Origin of the sequence: Variovorax paradoxus, from assembly GCF_009498455.1 — a bacterium.
GTDB classification, from domain to species: Bacteria; Pseudomonadota; Gammaproteobacteria; order Burkholderiales; family Burkholderiaceae_C; genus Variovorax; species Variovorax paradoxus_H.
The window spans coordinates 4,881,611-4,896,809 of record NZ_CP045644.1; the positions used below are offsets into that span (position 1 = coordinate 4,881,611).

At 66.2% G+C, this 15,199-nt stretch carries 14 protein-coding genes and 1 tRNA gene; 9 read left to right on the top strand and 6 right to left on the bottom strand.

All coding sequences use genetic code 11. The features are described 5' to 3' along the window. Positions 1-458 precede the first annotated feature (458 nt). From GFK26_RS22505 to GFK26_RS22525, 5 genes are all read right to left on the bottom strand, one after another. Entirely contained in the window at positions 459-644 is a 186-nt protein-coding gene (locus GFK26_RS22505) for a hypothetical protein (protein ID WP_153283943.1), read from the bottom strand. A 333-nt stretch (positions 645-977) separates the two neighbouring features. Then, positions 978-1,054, bottom strand: a tRNA-Pro gene (locus GFK26_RS22510). Positions 1,055-1,089: 35 nt separating this feature from the next. Continuing rightward, positions 1,090-1,794, bottom strand: coding sequence for a glutathione binding-like protein (locus tag GFK26_RS22515; RefSeq protein WP_153283944.1), 705 nt, complete (start codon positions 1,792-1,794; stop codon positions 1,090-1,092). A 113-nt stretch (positions 1,795-1,907) separates the two neighbouring features. Continuing rightward, positions 1,908-2,171: a UBP-type zinc finger domain-containing protein gene (locus GFK26_RS22520; RefSeq protein ID WP_153283945.1), complete on the bottom strand. Its 264-nt coding sequence runs from the start codon at positions 2,169-2,171 to the stop codon at positions 1,908-1,910. Between the two features lie 20 nt (positions 2,172-2,191). Further along, a complete protein-coding gene (locus tag GFK26_RS22525) occupies positions 2,192-3,868 on the bottom strand; it encodes an FAD-dependent oxidoreductase (protein ID WP_153283946.1) in 1,677 nt (558 codons plus the stop codon). 158 nt (positions 3,869-4,026) lie between these two features. On the opposite strand from GFK26_RS22525, the gene GFK26_RS22530 reads away from it, so the two are divergent. The 4 genes from GFK26_RS22530 (at position 4,027) to GFK26_RS22545 (ending at position 8,845) form a co-directional block, all read left to right on the top strand. Continuing rightward, on the top strand, positions 4,027-4,950 hold the full coding sequence (locus tag GFK26_RS22530; protein WP_153283947.1) for a GNAT family N-acetyltransferase: 924 nt from the start codon (positions 4,027-4,029) through the stop codon (positions 4,948-4,950). Further along, positions 4,947-7,274 carry a polyphosphate kinase 1 gene (gene ppk1 / locus GFK26_RS22535; protein ID WP_153283948.1) on the top strand — a complete coding sequence of 776 codons (2,328 nt, stop codon included), beginning with the start codon at positions 4,947-4,949 and terminating at the stop codon, positions 7,272-7,274. Before GFK26_RS22530 ends, ppk1 begins: the two co-directional genes overlap by 4 nt. Before the next feature lie 31 nt (positions 7,275-7,305). Further along, complete coding sequence (locus GFK26_RS22540) at positions 7,306-7,767, top strand: SixA phosphatase family protein (protein ID WP_194274138.1); 462 nt, start codon at positions 7,306-7,308, stop codon at positions 7,765-7,767. Positions 7,768-7,993: 226 nt separating this feature from the next. Continuing rightward, positions 7,994-8,845: a hypothetical protein gene (locus tag GFK26_RS22545; RefSeq protein ID WP_153283950.1), complete on the top strand. Its 852-nt coding sequence runs from the start codon at positions 7,994-7,996 to the stop codon at positions 8,843-8,845. 6 nt (positions 8,846-8,851) lie between these two features. On the opposite strand, the gene GFK26_RS22550 is transcribed toward GFK26_RS22545, so the two are convergent. Next, positions 8,852-10,372 (bottom strand): Ppx/GppA phosphatase family protein, encoded by a 1,521-nt coding sequence (locus tag GFK26_RS22550; protein WP_153283951.1) that lies wholly within the window; start codon positions 10,370-10,372, stop codon positions 8,852-8,854. Between the two features lie 250 nt (positions 10,373-10,622). Between GFK26_RS22550 and pstS the strand changes: the two genes are divergently transcribed. The 5 genes from pstS to phoU are packed head-to-tail and all read left to right on the top strand — an operon-like array spanning position 10,623 to position 15,199. Next, a complete protein-coding gene (gene pstS, locus GFK26_RS22555) occupies positions 10,623-11,657 on the top strand; it encodes a phosphate ABC transporter substrate-binding protein PstS (RefSeq protein WP_153283952.1) in 1,035 nt (344 codons plus the stop codon). A gap of 43 nt (positions 11,658-11,700) precedes the next feature. Further along, the gene (pstC, locus tag GFK26_RS22560; RefSeq protein WP_153283953.1) at positions 11,701-12,786 is read left to right on the top strand and encodes a phosphate ABC transporter permease subunit PstC; all 1,086 of its coding nucleotides are present in this window, start codon (positions 11,701-11,703) and stop codon (positions 12,784-12,786) included. Beyond that, positions 12,783-13,670, top strand: coding sequence for a phosphate ABC transporter permease PstA (gene pstA, locus GFK26_RS22565; RefSeq protein WP_153283954.1), 888 nt, complete (start codon positions 12,783-12,785; stop codon positions 13,668-13,670). The genes pstC and pstA overlap by 4 nt, the downstream gene beginning before the upstream one ends. A 17-nt stretch (positions 13,671-13,687) precedes the next feature. Then, positions 13,688-14,473, top strand: a complete 786-nt coding sequence (gene pstB, locus GFK26_RS22570) for a phosphate ABC transporter ATP-binding protein PstB (RefSeq protein ID WP_056580144.1) — start codon at positions 13,688-13,690, stop codon at positions 14,471-14,473. 24 nt (positions 14,474-14,497) lie between these two features. Beyond that, positions 14,498-15,199 carry a phosphate signaling complex protein PhoU gene (gene phoU, locus GFK26_RS22575; RefSeq protein ID WP_062473142.1) on the top strand — a complete coding sequence of 234 codons (702 nt, stop codon included), beginning with the start codon at positions 14,498-14,500 and terminating at the stop codon, positions 15,197-15,199.

Consider the following 15,199-nt stretch of genomic DNA (forward strand, 5'->3'; position numbering starts at 1 on the left):
GGGAAGCGCGGATTCTACCTACATCCCTCCATGCACGACGCCTCCGCCGAGGGGCGCTGCTGGAGGAGGGAATGCGCCTGGATGGCTCGGGAGGAGACCCTGGCCGTCTCGACTGCCTGCTTCGACACGAGCTGCTTCTTGCAGCAGGCACGGCACCGATACAACCTGAGGGTCGGCAGCACCCTCATCCATGCTCGCCGCTCAATGCGACGAAGGCCTGCCAAGCCGCAGGAACATCGGAGAAACAGATTCAGCAGCATCACAGAAGAGTTCAAACCGGGAAGGTGTCGACACTCTTTCCCCGACGCTGCTTCGCGGTTTGCGCAACCGTGAAGCACCCGCGTTCGATTCTGTGGGTGCGAAGGGCCTGCAGCGAAAGGGCTGCACGCGCAACAGATTGCTAAGGACGGCCGTTTGGGCCGTCAGATGTCCTGCCGGGTCGCTGCGGTGGAGGGCTGTCAGGGGTTTTGCGAACGGTATTTCCACACGGCGTCGTTCACCGCGCGTTCGGATGCCAGTTGCTTTTTTCCGCAGGCGCCGCATTGGTAGAAGCGCTGGCTCGAGAAGAGACGCATCCATGGCCGGCGCTCGATGCGAACGAGATGCCTGAGGCCGCAAGAACAGCGGGAAAAGTAATTCAGCATCGGAAAGGGGTCCAGGGGTGATGAGGGTTTGCTGCGACGTCCATCCCTGACTCAGCTCTTCGGCTTTGTAAACGCAACTCAGCTTACTTTGTAAACAAGATCACGATTGGGTCGATTCTGCGTGACCGCCGAGTGTCACGCGGGTAGTCCCGTAAGAAAAAAGTTGCAGTCACCGTGTAACAGCAAGGCAGTGGCGTTGCCTGATGTACGGAAACCAGTGGTTCGTGCTACGAAACGTCTAAAGGGCGCTTGAAACTCGCTGTGATGGCGACCGGCCCGGAAAAGAAAAAAGCCTGCAACGACTTTCATCGTTGCAGGCTTTCACTTTTCTTTTGGTCGGGGCGAAAGGATTCGAACCTTCGACCCTCTGGTCCCAAACCAGATGCGCTACCAGGCTGCGCTACGCCCCGCCAAGCCTTCGATTCTAGCCCGAATAAAGGCCCGCTCAGCGCTTCTCGTACTGGGTCTTGCCAAAAAGGATCTCGCGCGCCTTGTCGTCGGTGATGGGACGACGCAGATCGGCCAGCACTTTCACGCCGCGTTGCACGGCCGGGCGCGCGGCGATGCCGTCGAACCAAGCCTTCAGGTGCGGGTAGTCGGTGAGGGTGATGCCCTGGTTTTCCCAGCTGCGCAGCCACGGGAAGATGGCGATGTCGGCAATCGAATAGCTTTGGCCGGCGATGAACTTGTGCTTGGCCAACTGCCGGTCGATCACGCCGTACAGGCGCTTGGCCTCGTTGGTGTAGCGGTCGACGGCATAAGCGATCTTCTCGGGGGCGTAGATGCGGAAGTGATGCGCCTGGCCGAGCATCGGGCCGACGCCGCCCATCTGGAACATGAGCCACTGCAGCACGTCGTAGCGCTCGCGGTCGCCCGTGGGCAGGAACTTGCCGGTCTTGCCCGCGAGGTACACCAGGATGGCGCCCGATTCGAACAGCGAGATCGGCTGGCGGTCCGGTCCGTCGGGGTCGGTGATGGCGGGGATCTTGTTGTTCGGGCTGATCTTCAGGAACTCGGGTGCGAACTGGTCGCCGGTGCCGATGTTCACCGGGTGCGCGTGGTACGGCAGGCCGCACTCCTCGAGCATGATGTGAATCTTGTGGCCGTTCGGCGTGGGCCAGGAATAGACCTCGATGGGCGATGCGGGCATGTCGCGGAGCTCCAGATTGAGAGGGTTGTGACGGGAGAACGGCAGCATATACACGCGCATCCGGACGCGTGCGGGTGCGGGCATTGGCCGTTTGCCAGCTCGCCCTGGCTTGGTCACCCCACCTGTCGTTCGTGCGCGTTGCACCACATCCAGTGTTCGCCGGGCTCGATCGACTGGATCACGGGATGTTCTTCGGCACGCGCGTGCTTCGTGGCGTGGCGGTTCTTCGACGAATCGCAGCAGCCCACATGGCCGCAGTGCACGCACAGGCGCAGATGGACCCAGGTGTCGCCGGTCTTCAGGCAGTCTTCGCAGCCGCGGGGCGTGTGCGGCTTCGCGAGGTCGGCGGGAACGTGTTCGCAGGCTTGGATGGGCATAAGGTATTTCTGGAAAAAGTTCAGGCCACGGCCGAGCTCGACGACAGGTGCTGGTGAATCAGCGCCACCACCGCGGCGCCTTCGCCGATCGCACCGCCCACGCGCTTGACCGAGCCCGAGCGCACATCGCCCACCGCGAACACGCCGGACACGCTCGATTCGAGCGCCGAAGCGGGGCGCGCCGGAAAGCCGCTGCTCGCGGCCGGGCCCGTCAGCACGAAACCGTGGCGGTCGACCGACACGCCGCAGCCGTCGAGCCATGACGTTTCGGGCTCCGCGCCGACGAACAGGAAGATGTTGCGCGCCGGGCAGTCGTGCTCCTGGCCCGAGGTGTGGCAGCGCCACGTGGCGCCGGTCAGGCCTTCTTCGGGCGCGCCATGCAGCCGCACGAGTTCGGTGTGCGGTTGCAGCGAGATGTTGGGCGTAGCCTCGATGCGGTCGATGAGGTAGCGCGACATGCTGGCCGCCAGCGACGGCCCGCGCACCAGCACGTTGACCTTGGCCGCATGGCGCGACAGGAACACCGCCGCCTGGCCGGCCGAGTTGCCGCCGCCCACCAGCGCGACCTCTTGCTGCGCGCAGATCTTGGCTTCGATGGCCGAGGCCCAGTACCAGATGCCGCGGCCTTCGAATTCGGCCAGACGCGGCACGCCGGGGCGACGGTAGCGCGCGCCGCTCGCAATGACCACCGTGCGCGCGCTGATCGTGCGGCCGTCGGTGAGCTTCAGTGCGAGGCTGCCCAGCGCGTTCTCGCGCGAGCAGTCGAGCGCTTCCACCTGCGCCGGGATCAGCATCTCGACGCCGAACTTCTGCGCCTGCACGAACGCGCGGCCCGCCAGCGCTTGGCCCGAGATGCCGGTTGGAAAGCCCAGGTAGTTCTCGATGCGTGCGCTGGCGCCGGCCTGTCCGCCGAAGGCGCGGCAGTCGAGCACGATCACGCGCAGCCCTTCGGAGGCCGCGTACACCGCGGTCGCAAGGCCGGCGGGCCCGGCGCCGACCACGGCCACGTCGTACAGCGCGTCGCGTGCTGCGGTGTCGACCATGCCGAGGCAGCGCGCCAGGCCGTCGTCGCTCGGGTTGACCAGCACGGAACCATCGGGACACACGGCCAGCAGCTTGTCGGGGCCGTACTGGGCGAGCAGTGCGGCGGCATCGGCGTCTGCCGCCGCATCGACCAGGTGATAAGGATGGCCGTTGCGGCGCAGAAAGTTTTCCAGCCGCGCCATCTCGGGCGAGTCGGGCCGTCCGATCAGCACCGGCCCGGCCGCACCCGATTCGATGAGCGCCACGCGCCGCAGGATCAGCGCGCGCGTGATGCGCTCGCCCAGGTCGGCTTCGGCCACCAGCAGCGCGCGCAGGCGGTCGGGCGGCACGACCAGCGCCTCGACCTCTTCGTCGGCATGCCCGTCGACCAGGGCAGGGCGCCCGCTGAGCTGGCCGACCTCGGCGAGGAATTCGCCCGGCCCCTGGCGTGCGATCGGCACCACATGGCCCAGGCCGTCGCGCTGCGTGACGGCGACCACGCCCTTGAGCAGCACGAACATGCCGGCGCCGGTCTCGCCGGCGGTGAACAGGCGCTCGCCGCGCGCAAAGCGCTGCACGCTGCCGAAGCTGGCGATGCGTGCCATCTCGGCGTCACTGAGGACGGGGAAAGTCTGGTGCAGGCGGCTGTTGGCGCCTGCTGCATCGGTGGCCATGGGATCGAACTCCGTGTCGCGAATGCCCCGCATTAGACGCCGAAGCGGCGCCAAAGCGACGCTGACGCGCGCTGTAACAACGTCATGTGGCTGCCACGCCGCTGACATGCCGCTTTCATTGCGCGTGTCCAGACTCGGTCAGCAGAAAGGGATTTCCCATGAAAGAACTGCCGAACCCGACGTTTCCGCTCTCGCAGCTCGGACTGCGCGCAGCCCTGTGGCCCGCACCCGCAGCCGGAACCCCCGCCGTTGTGGCCGCTGCCGCCGCCGCAACCGTCGCCGCACTGGCCACCCGCACATCGGTCCCCGAGGCGCCGCTGGCCGTCATCGTGCCGCCCGCCGCCGAGGCGAGCAAGCCGGGCATCACGGTGAGCTGGGCGCGTCATCTGGATGACGTGCGCGCCGCGCAACGCCTGCGTCACGACGTGTTCGTCGGCGAGATGGGCGCGCGCCTGAGCACGCCGCTGGCCGGCCACGACATCGACCTGTTCGACGACTTCTGCGAACACCTGCTGGTGCGCGACGAACTCACGGGCCAGGTCATCGGCACCTACCGCGTGCTGACCCCCGCCCAGGCCCGCCGCGTCGGCAGCACCTACAGCGACACCGAGTTCGACCTGACCCGCCTGCGCGACCTGCGCGAGCGCATGGTCGAACTGGGCCGCAGCTGCGTGCACGCCGAGCATCGCCAGGGCGGCGTGATCCTCGCGCTGTGGGGCGCGCTGGCCGGCTTCATGCACCGCAACAAGCTCGACACGATGATCGGCTGCGCGAGCATCCCGATGTCGCACAACGGCGTGACCAGCGGCGACGCGGCGGCCAGCATCTGGCGCCAGCTCTCGGCCAGCCACCTCGCGCCGATTCAATACCAGGTGCAGCCGCGCCTGCCGCTGCCGGTCGAACGGCTCGACAGCGCGCTCGACGTGGAACCGCCCGCGCTCATCAAGGGTTACCTGCGGCTGGGCGCCAAGGTGCTCGGCGCGCCGGCCTGGGACCCTGACTTCAACACCGCCGACCTGCCGATGCTGATGCGCATCGACGACCTGCCGGCGCGCTACCGCAAGCACTTTCTCGGCGCATGAAGCCGGCGGCCATCCGGCCCGACGCCGGGCCGCACGTTGCTTCGCTGCCGCCGAATGTGTCAGGTTCGCTCTCTGCGGGAGAGGGTGCGTCACGCGAATGTCATGGAACTGTCACGGATGACGTTGACACTGTCATATTTCAGCCGTCGTGTTCTCCCGTGCCGCTTGCTCCAGAATCAGTGCCCATGCCCTCCCTCTCCGCTGACCCTTCGCGCGTCGGTGAAGCGCCTCCGTTCGCGTTGCTGGACCGCGACCACAGCATCCTCTCGTTCAACGAGCGCGTGCTCGACTGGGCCCACCGGCCCGAAGTGCCGCTGATCGAACGGCTGCGCTATCTGTGCATCGTGTCGTCGAATCTCGACGAGTTCTTCGAAGTCCGTGCCGCGCCGCACCTGAGCGCGGGCAGCGCCGGCGACCGCAAGGGCACGTACACGGTCGAGTCGTTCGAGCGCCTGTCCGAAGCCGCCCATGCGCTCGTGGCGCGCCAGTACGCGCTGTACAACGACGAGCTGATGCCGACCTTTGCCACGCATGGCATCCACATCGTGTCGCATGGCGAGCGCAATCCGGCCCAGCGCAAGTGGGTCAGCGAGTATTTCGAGCGCGAGGTGCGCCCGTTGCTGATTCCGGTGGGGCTCGATCCGGCGCACCCGTTTCCGCAGGTGGCGAACAAGTCGCTGAACTTCATCGTGCGCCTGGGCGGCAAGGACGCCTTCGGCCGCGAGAACCCGATCCAGATCGTCAAGCTGCCGCGCGTGCTGCCGCGCCTCATCAAGATGCCGGCCAAGGTGTCCGACGGCAAGACGCTGTTCGTGGCGCTGTCGAGCGTGGTGCGCGCGCACCTGTCGAGCATGTTCCCGGGCCGCGAGGTGGGCGACTTCTCGCAGTTCCGCGTGACGCGCCACTCCGACCTCGCGGTCGACGAGGAAGACGTCAAGAACCTGCGCACCGCCCTGCGCCAGGGCCTGCAGCATCGCCACTACGGCCAGGCCGTGCGGCTCGAGGTGTCGGCCAGTTGCGCCGAATCGCTCGCGAGCTTTTTGCTCGCGCAGTTCAACCTGCCGCCGCAGGCGCTGTACCGCGTGCACGGGCCGGTGAACCTGGCGCGGCTCACGCAACTCATCGACCTGATCGGCGAGCCGCAGCTGCGCTTCCCGCCGTATGTGGCGTCGTTCCCCGTCACGCTGTCGCCCGCGCAGTCGTTCTTCGACCGGCTGCAACGTGGCGACGTGCTGATCCACCAGCCCTTCGAGAGCTTCGACGGCGTGCTGGCTTTCCTGCGCGACGCCGTGCTCGATCCGCAGGTGCTGGCCATCAAGCAGACCATCTACCGCACCGGCCCCGATTCGGAGCTCATGGACCTGCTGCGCGAAGCCGTGCGCCGCGGCAAAGAAGTGACGGTGGTGGTCGAGCTGAAGGCGCGCTTCGACGAAGAGGCCAACATCAACTGGGCCGAGATGCTCGAGTCGATCGGCGCGCAGGTGGTGTACGGCGTGGTGGGCCTGAAGACCCACGCCAAGATGCTCCTGGTCACGCGCCGCGAGGGCAAACAGCTGCGCCGCTATGGCCACCTGTCGACCGGCAACTACAACCCGCGCACGGCGCGGCTGTACACCGACATCAGCCACCTCACGGCCGACCCGGCGCTCACGGCCGACATGGAGGCCGTGTTCGTCCACCTGGCCAGCCAGAGCCGCCTGCCCAAGCTCAACCGCATGTGGCTCGCGCCCTTCGACCTGCACAAGAACCTGGTCGCGCGCATCGATGCGCTGGGGCAGGCTGCTGCGAACGGCGAGCCGACGCGCATCGTCGCCAAGATGAACGCGCTGACCGACGAGGAAATCATCGGCGCGCTCATTCGCGCGGGGCAGAAGGGCGTGAAGATCGACCTCATCGTGCGCGGCGCCTGCACGCTGCCGGCGCAGGTGCCGGGGCTCACCGACAACGTGCGCGTGCGCTCGGTGATCGGGCGCTTCCTCGAGCATTCGCGGGTGTTCTATTTCCGCCATGGCGAGGACGAGTCGCTTTACCTGTCGAGCGCCGACTGGATGAACCGCAACATGATGCGGCGCATCGAGCTGGCCTGGCCCGTGACCGATCCCACCCTGCGCCAGCGCCTCATCGACGAGTGCCTGGTGGCTTACCTGCACGATGGCCGCGACGCCTGGGACCTGGGCGGCGACGGCGTCTACCGGCGTGTCGACCACGACACGCACCCCGGCGAGGCGGGCGCGTCCCCCGCGATCGAAGCGCATGGCGCCCAGGCCGCCTTGATGGGCCGCTATGCATCACGAGGAAACCACCGTGATGCGTCCGCCAATTGAAATTGAAGAAGAAGTTCGAAAGACGATGAGCATGGACTTGATCTTCTGGCGTCACGCCGAAGCCGAGGACTGGACCGAAGGGTGTGACGACATGCAGCGCTCGCTCACGCCGCGCGGCGAAAAACAGGCCAAGCGCATGGCCTCCTGGCTCGACCGGCAGCTGCCCGACGGCACACGCATCGTGTGCAGCCCGGCGCGCCGTTGCGAGCAGACCGCGCTGGCACTGGGCCGCAAGTACAAGCTGCGCTCCGAGCTGTCGCCCGACACCACGCCCGACGAACTGCTGGCTGCCACCGGCTGGCCCAACGGCAAGTCGGTGGTGCTGGTGATTGGCCACCAGCCGTCGCTGGGGCAGGCGATCTCGTTGCTGCTCGGCCTGAAGCAGGACAGCTGCCCGGTGCGCAAGGGCTCGCTCTGGTGGATCCGCACCCGCGAGCGCGACGGCGATGTGCAGACCGTCGTCGTGACGGTGCAGGCGCCCGAGCTTCTCTAGCTGCTACAGCGGTCCTTCGCCGCCAACACCCCCGCCTGACGCTTCCGGACGGGCGCTTTGTCACGGTCGCGGACCGAGGCGGCAGGGCGCTTGTCTCCCGGAAAAAGGGGCGGACGACTCATGCGCGCGTGCAGCGCAATTTCTACAGTGTGACTCCACGGCAACGTGCTTTTGCCCCGATGCGAGAAGAAGCGGTGCCGGTCGACCACCTCACTGGGGGACACGCATGAAACTGCTCCACACACTGCCAAGAAGCTTCAAGAACATGCCGCGTGAAGACGCGGACATGCCATTGAAGACGCTGACTTCCCTGCTTGTTGCTGCAGCCCTGCTGTCGGGATGCGCGGCGAACAGCGTCGCGCCTGCGCTGCAGACCCGCCACGATGCCACCCGGTCGATCGAAAAGGTCGAGGTCATCTACAACGCGCAAGACCAGCTGATCGTCACGGATGGCGGCGGGTCGGGGCTGACGGGCTTCGCAGGGTTTTTTGGGCCCATCGCTGCGCTGTTGGCAATCTCCGCCGATACCGGCAGCCGAATGACGATGGCCGCCCGGACCGACCAGCGCAGCAAGGAGTTCACGGCCGCAGTGAAGAACAGCGGAGCGACCATGGCGCTCAACAGGCAGTTCGCCGAGCGACTGGCGGCGCGCCTGCGGGAGAGTGGCCGCGAGGTGAAGCTGACGCCTTTCATGCGCGCGACCGGAGAGCATGCGCAGATGCAGGTGCAGGAACTCCCGCCTACGCCCGGCTACAGCACATTGATCCTGCGGATCACGACGTCTTATGGCGCGGCCGATGCGACATCGAGCTTCAAGCCGTACGTCTGGGTGGAACAGTTGCTGAGGGACGAGAAGCAGTCCGTCGTGGGCCAGACCTTGCAGGTCGCCGACGTGAGCGAGCCCACCTACCTCCTGTACGACGGCCTGCTCAAGGACACCGCAGGCGCTCGCGAAGGGTTGAAGCGCGGGCTTGACCAGATCGTGCAGCCGGCCTATGTCGAGATGTTCGGGGAAGAGGTGCTGCACAAGGCCGGCGCAGCGGCCGTCACGCAGACGGCCGGCATCGACACGAAGTGAAACGGCTCAGGCGCCGCTGAGCTCCACGCGCCAGTTGCTGGTTTTCTGCCAGGCCAGCACTTCCTCGCGCAGCAGGTGTGCCGACTGCGGATAGGCGTCGGCCCAATCGGGCGCGCAGGCGATCGTGAAGGCCCTGGCACCGAGTGCCGCGAGGTTCAGCGCCTTCGGGTCGGGGTCGCGGCGCGCATGGCACAGGATCACGGCCAGCCGCAGCGCAAGCAGCTGCGTCACGAAAGTCTCGTCGTCCAGCGAGGCTTCGAGCTTGCGCAGCTTGCCGCGCTGGCCCAGCACCAGCTGGCCGAGCGCGTGCAGCTCGTTCACCGCAAAGCCCGGCGCGTCGGCGTTGTCGAGGATGTAGGCACCGTGCTTGTGATAGTCGCTGTGAGAGACCAGCGCGCCGATCTCGTGCAGTTGCGCGGCCCAGCCGAGCTTGCGCAGCGCGCGGCCGGCGCGGCTCGAGGTGCTGCCGCCACGCGCGGCGGGGGCGAGCTGCACGAACAGCGCGGCGGCGGCCTCGCTCACGCGCTTGGCCTGGGCCGCATCGACCGCGAAGCGGGTGGCGAGCCGGGTCACCGTGGCACTGCGCATGTCGGCCACGCTCTCGTCGCGCTCGAGCAACTCGTACAGCACGCCGTGGCGCAGGGCGCCCTGGGCGACCTTCATTTCCTGGATGTCGAGCAGGTCGAACACCGCACGCAGCACGCTCAGGCCGCCGCCGATCACGGCCTTGCGGTCTTCGCGCATGCCGTCGATGCGCAGCTTGTCGATGCTGCCGGCCTTGAGCAGGCGGTCGAGCAGCCAGTCGAGGCCGTCGCGGGTGACGAGGCCGGCTTCGCCGCCGGCCGCCGCGAGCACGTCGCCCACCGCGCCGATGGTGCCGGAGGCGCCGTAGGCCACGTCCCACTGGTCGCGGGTGTAGCTGGAGAGTGCGTCGTCCAGCACGGCCTTGGCCGCGACTTCGGCGGCGCGGAAGGCGGGGGCGGTGAACTGGCCTTCGCCGAAATGCTTCATCGACCAGGCGACGCTGCCCACGCGGTACGACTCCATGCGCTCGGCCTCGAGCGCGTGGCCGATGATCATTTCGGTGGATCGCCCGCCGATGTCGATGACGAGCCGGCGTTCCTGGTCGGACGCGTCGGTGTGCGGCAGATGGTGCGCCACGCCCTGATAGATCAGGCGGGCTTCTTCGCGGCCCGGGATCACGTCGATGCCGAAGCCGAGGATGGTGCGCGCACGCAACAGAAATTCTTCGCGGTTGCGCGCTTCGCGCAAGGTTTGCGTGGCCACGGCGCGCACCTGCGAGCGCTTGAAGCCGGCCAGCCGCTCGCCGAAGCGGGCGAGGGCGTCCCAGCCGCGCTGCATGGCTTCGGTCGTGAGGTTGCGTGCGCTGTCCAGGCCATTGCCTTGGCGCACGGTTTCCTTGAGGTACTCGGTGCGGTGGATCTGTCCGTGGTCGACCTGGCCGATTTCCAGCCTGAAGCTGTTGGAGCCGAGATCGACTGCTGCGAGGCGGGTGCCGTTTTGCATTGTTCTAGTGAAGAGGGCGGTTCTCTGATCGTAGCGCCGTGACAGCAGGCGCCGCCTCCCCGAATCGCGTCACGGCGAGGGCTGGAGGTTAGGCGGGGCGAATGACGGTTATGTGACAGCGTCACACACAACCCGGCCGGTGCAGCGGCATTTTCCCTCGACAGAAGGGGTGTCACATCGATGTCACAAAAGCTTTTTAGAGTCCGTTCGAGCCCCAAAGGGACTACTTCTTACTTCTCAAGGAAGCTTTATGAAAACGACGTTCAAATTTGCAACCGCCGGCCTCGTGACCGCGCTGTTCTCCCTTCCCGCCCTCGCCCAAGACGTGACCGGCGCCGGCGCCAGCTTCCCGGCACCGCTGTACGCCAAGTGGGCGTCCGATTTCAACAAGGCCACCGGCGTCAAGATCAACTACCAGTCGGTCGGTTCGGGCGCTGGCCTCAAGCAGATCGAAGCCAAGACCGTCGATTTCGGCGCCTCGGACGCTCCCCTGAAGGACGAAGAACTGCAAGCCAAGGGCCTGATGCAGTTCCCCACCGTCATCGGCGGCGTGATCCCCGTGGTGAACATCCCCGGCATCAAGCCGGGCGAACTGAAGCTCAACGGCCAGGTGCTGGGCGACATCTACCTGGGCAAGATCACCAAGTGGAACGACCCCGCCATCAAGGCACTGAACGGTTCGCTGGCCCTGCCTGACGCCGCCATCGCCCCGGTTCGCCGCGCCGACGGTTCGGGCACCAGCTTCCTGTTCACCAACTACCTGAGCAAGGTCAACGCCGAGTGGAAGTCGAAGGTCGGCGAAGGCACGGCCGTGAACTGGCCCACCGGCGCGGGTGGCAAGGGCAACGAAGGCGTCGCCGCTTTCGTGAACCGCCTGCCCAACTCGATCGGCTACGTCGAGTACGCCTACGTCAAGCAGAACAAGATGACCTACGCCCAACTGCAAAACGCAGCCGGCACGTTCGTCTCGCCCGACGACACGGCCTTCAAGGCTGCTGCCGCCGGTGCCGACTGGAACAAGAGCTTCTACCAGGTGCTGACCAACCAGGCCGGCAAGGATTCGTGGCCCATCACCGGCGCCACCTTCATCCTGATGCACAAGGTGCAGGACAAGCCCGCCAGCGCCACCACCGTGCTCAAGTTCTTCGACTGGGCCTACAAGGGCGGCGACAAGACGGCCGACGAGCTCGACTACGTGCCGATGCCCGACGCCGTGAAGGCCACCATCGCCAAGGCATGGGGTGAAGTGAAGGACGCATCGGGCAAGCCGGTCGCGTTCAAGTAAGCAAAGCAGCAACCCTTCATCCACAGTCCAGGACGGCGCGCCCATGAGCAACTCTTCGCTCCAGGACGCGCCGCTTTCGTCTTTGCCGGAGCGACCCGTGTCATCCACCTTTCCTGCTGCTGCCGCCTCCCTCGACCTTGCGGCCGAGCGCGCGCGCACCTCTGCCGCTCCTCCGCCGCCCGTGAAGGCGCCCCGTTCCGGCCCGATGGCCGACCGCATCTTCGGCTGGGCCGCCAAGGGCGCCGCGCTGCTGACGCTCGCGATGCTCATCGGCATCCTGCTGTCGCTGGTCGTCGGCGCCTGGCCCGCCATCGCGAAGTACGGCCTCGGCTTCCTCACGAGCAGCGTGTGGGACCCGGTGAAGGACGAGTACGGCGGCCTCGTGATGATCTACGGCACGCTGGCCACCTCGTTCATCGCACTGGTGATCGCCGTGCCGGTGAGCTTCGGCATCGCGCTGTTCCTGACCGAACTCTCGCCCAACTGGCTCAAGCGCCCGCTGGGCACCGCCATTGAACTGCTGGCTGCCGTGCCGTCCATCGTGTACGGCATGTGGGGCCTGCTGGTCTTCGGCCCCATTCTTTCGACCTGGGTGCAGCAGCCGCTGCAGAAGCTGCTGGCCGGCGTGCCGTACCTCGGCGCCCTGGTGTCCGGCCCGCCCGTGGGCATCGGCATTCTGTCGGCCGGCATCATCCTGGCGATCATGATCATTCCGTTCATCGCCTCGGTGATGCGCGACGTGTTCGAAGTGACGCCCGCGCTGCTCAAGGAGTCGGCCTACGGCCTGGGCTCCACCACCTGGGAAGTCGTCTCGAAGGTCGTGCTGCCCTACACCAAGGCCGGCGTGATCGGCGGCATCATGCTCGGCCTCGGCCGCGCACTGGGCGAGACCATGGCCGTCACCTTCGTGATCGGCAACATGAACCAGCTCAACTCCCTGTCGGTGTTCGAGGCTGCCAACAGCATCACCTCGGCACTGGCCAATGAATTCGCCGAAGCCGGCGCGGGCCTGCACCAGGCTGCGCTGATGTACCTCGGCCTCGTGCTGTTCTTCATCACCTTCGTCGTGCTGTCGCTGTCGAAGATGCTGCTGGCGCAAATGAAGAAGAGCGAAGGAACCAAGACGTGAGCACTACCGCGCAAAACCTGATCAACGCCAAGACCTTGGCCGAGACGCGCCAGGCGAGGTTCGCCGCGCGCAACCGCGTCAACAAGATCGCGCTCACGCTGTCGCTCGCCGCGATGGCGTTCGGCGTGTTCTGGCTGGTGTGGATCCTCTGGGAAACGCTGCGCCAGGGCATCGGCGGCCTGGCGCTCGCCACCTTCACCGAAATGACGCCGCCGCCGAACGAGGCGGGCGGCATCGCCAACGCCATCTTCGGCTCGTTCGTGATGGTGATGCTGGCGACCTTCGTGGGCACGCCCATCGGCATCATGGCCGGCATCTACCTGGCCGAATACAACCCCAAGGGCCTGCTGGCTTCGGTCACGCGCTTCGTCAACGACATCCTGCTGTCGGCGCCGTCGATCGTGATCGGCCTTTTCGTCTACGCGGTGGTGGTGGCCTACTTCAAGACCTTCTCGGGCCTGGCCGGCGCACTGTCGCTGGCGCTCATCGTGATTCCGGTGGTGATCCGCACCACCGAGAACATGCTGCAGCTGGTGCCGCCGGGCCTGCGTGAAGCGGCCTACGCATTGGGCACGCCCAAGTGGAAGGTCATTCTGAGCATCACGCTGCGTGCCGCGCGCGCCGGTGTGGTCACGGGCATCCTGCTGGCCGTGGCGCGCATCGCGGGAGAGACCGCGCCGCTGCTCTTCACCGCGCTGAACAACCAGTTCTGGACCGCCGACGTGAGCCAGCCCATGGCCAGCCTGCCGGTCACGATCTTCAAGTTCGCCATGAGCCCGTACGAGAACTGGCAACAACTGGCCTGGGCCGGCGTGTTCCTGATCACCGTCGCCGTGCTTGCCCTCAACATCCTGGCGCGCGTGCTGACGCGCAACAAACACTAAATCAAGAAGGCGCCCATATGCCAAACACCGTCGCACAACAACAACCGTCGCGCTCGAAGATCTCGGTCAAGGACCTGAACTTCTACTACGGCAAGTTCCACGCGCTCAAGGGCATCAACCTCGAGATCCCCGAGAACAAGGTCACGGCCTTCATCGGCCCGTCGGGCTGCGGCAAGTCGACCCTGCTGCGCACCTTCAACCGCATGTTCGAGCTGTACCCCGAGCAGCGCGCCGAAGGCACCATTGCGCTGGACGGCGAGAACCTGCTCACGTCCAAGCAGGACGTGGCGCTGATCCGCGCCAAGGTCGGCATGGTGTTCCAGAAGCCCACGCCGTTCCCGATGTCGATCTACGACAACATCGCCTTCGGCGTGAAGCTGTTCGAGAACCTCTCGGCCAGCGAGATGGACGACCGCGTCGAATGGGCCCTGAAGAAGGCGGCCCTGTGGACCGAAGTGCGCGACAAGCTGCAGCAAAGCGGCTCGGGCCTGTCGGGTGGCCAGCAGCAACGCCTGTGCATTGCACGCGGCATCGCGATCAAGCCCGAAGTGCTGCTGCTCGACGAACCCTGTTCCGCCCTGGACCCGATTTCGACCGCGAAGATCGAAGAGTTGATTGCCGAGCTGAAAAACGAGTACACCGTGGTCATCGTGACCCACAACATGCAGCAGGCCGCCCGCTGCAGCGACTACACCGCCTACATGTACCTCGGCGACCTGATCGAGTTCGGCGCCACCGAACAGATGTTCTTCAAGCCGCAGCGCAAGGAGACCGAGGACTACATCACCGGCCGCTTCGGTTGAGTTGAAGTCAAAGGAAACAACACCATGACCGAGAAACACCTTTCCAGCCAGTTCGACAGCGAACTCAACGGCGTCTCGTCGCGCGTGATGGAGCTCGGCGGCATGGTCGAGTCGCAGATCCACCAGGCCGTGTACGCCCTGCTGCAGTTCGACGCCGAAGCCGCCGACCGCGTGATGGAGACCGAGCACCGCGTCAACGCGATGGAGATCGAGATCGATCGCGAGCTGTCGTCGATCATCGCCCGTCGCCAGCCCACGGCACGCGACCTGCGCCTGCTGATCGCCATCAGCAAGACCACCGCCAACCTGGAGCGCGTGGGCGACGAGGCCAACAAGATCGCGCGCATGGTCAAGTCGATCATCGAAAGCGGATCGGCCCGCCAGCTGCCCACCACCGAGCTGCGCATTGCCGCCGACCTGGCCTCGAACCTGCTGCGCACTGCCCTGGACGCCTTCGCGCGCCTGGACACGGCCGCCGCGCTGTCGATCCTGAAAGACGACGACCTCATCGACAAGGAGTTCGACGGCTTCGTGCGCAAGCTGGTCACCTACATGATGGAAGACCCGCGCACCATCTCCGCCAGCCTGGACCTGCTGTTCCTGGCCAAGGCCATCGAACGCATCGGCGACCACGCCAAGAACATCGCCGAGTTCATCATCTACATCGTCAAGGGCGCCGATGTGCGGCACACTTCGATGGAGGAAATCGAGTCGGCATTGCAGTGA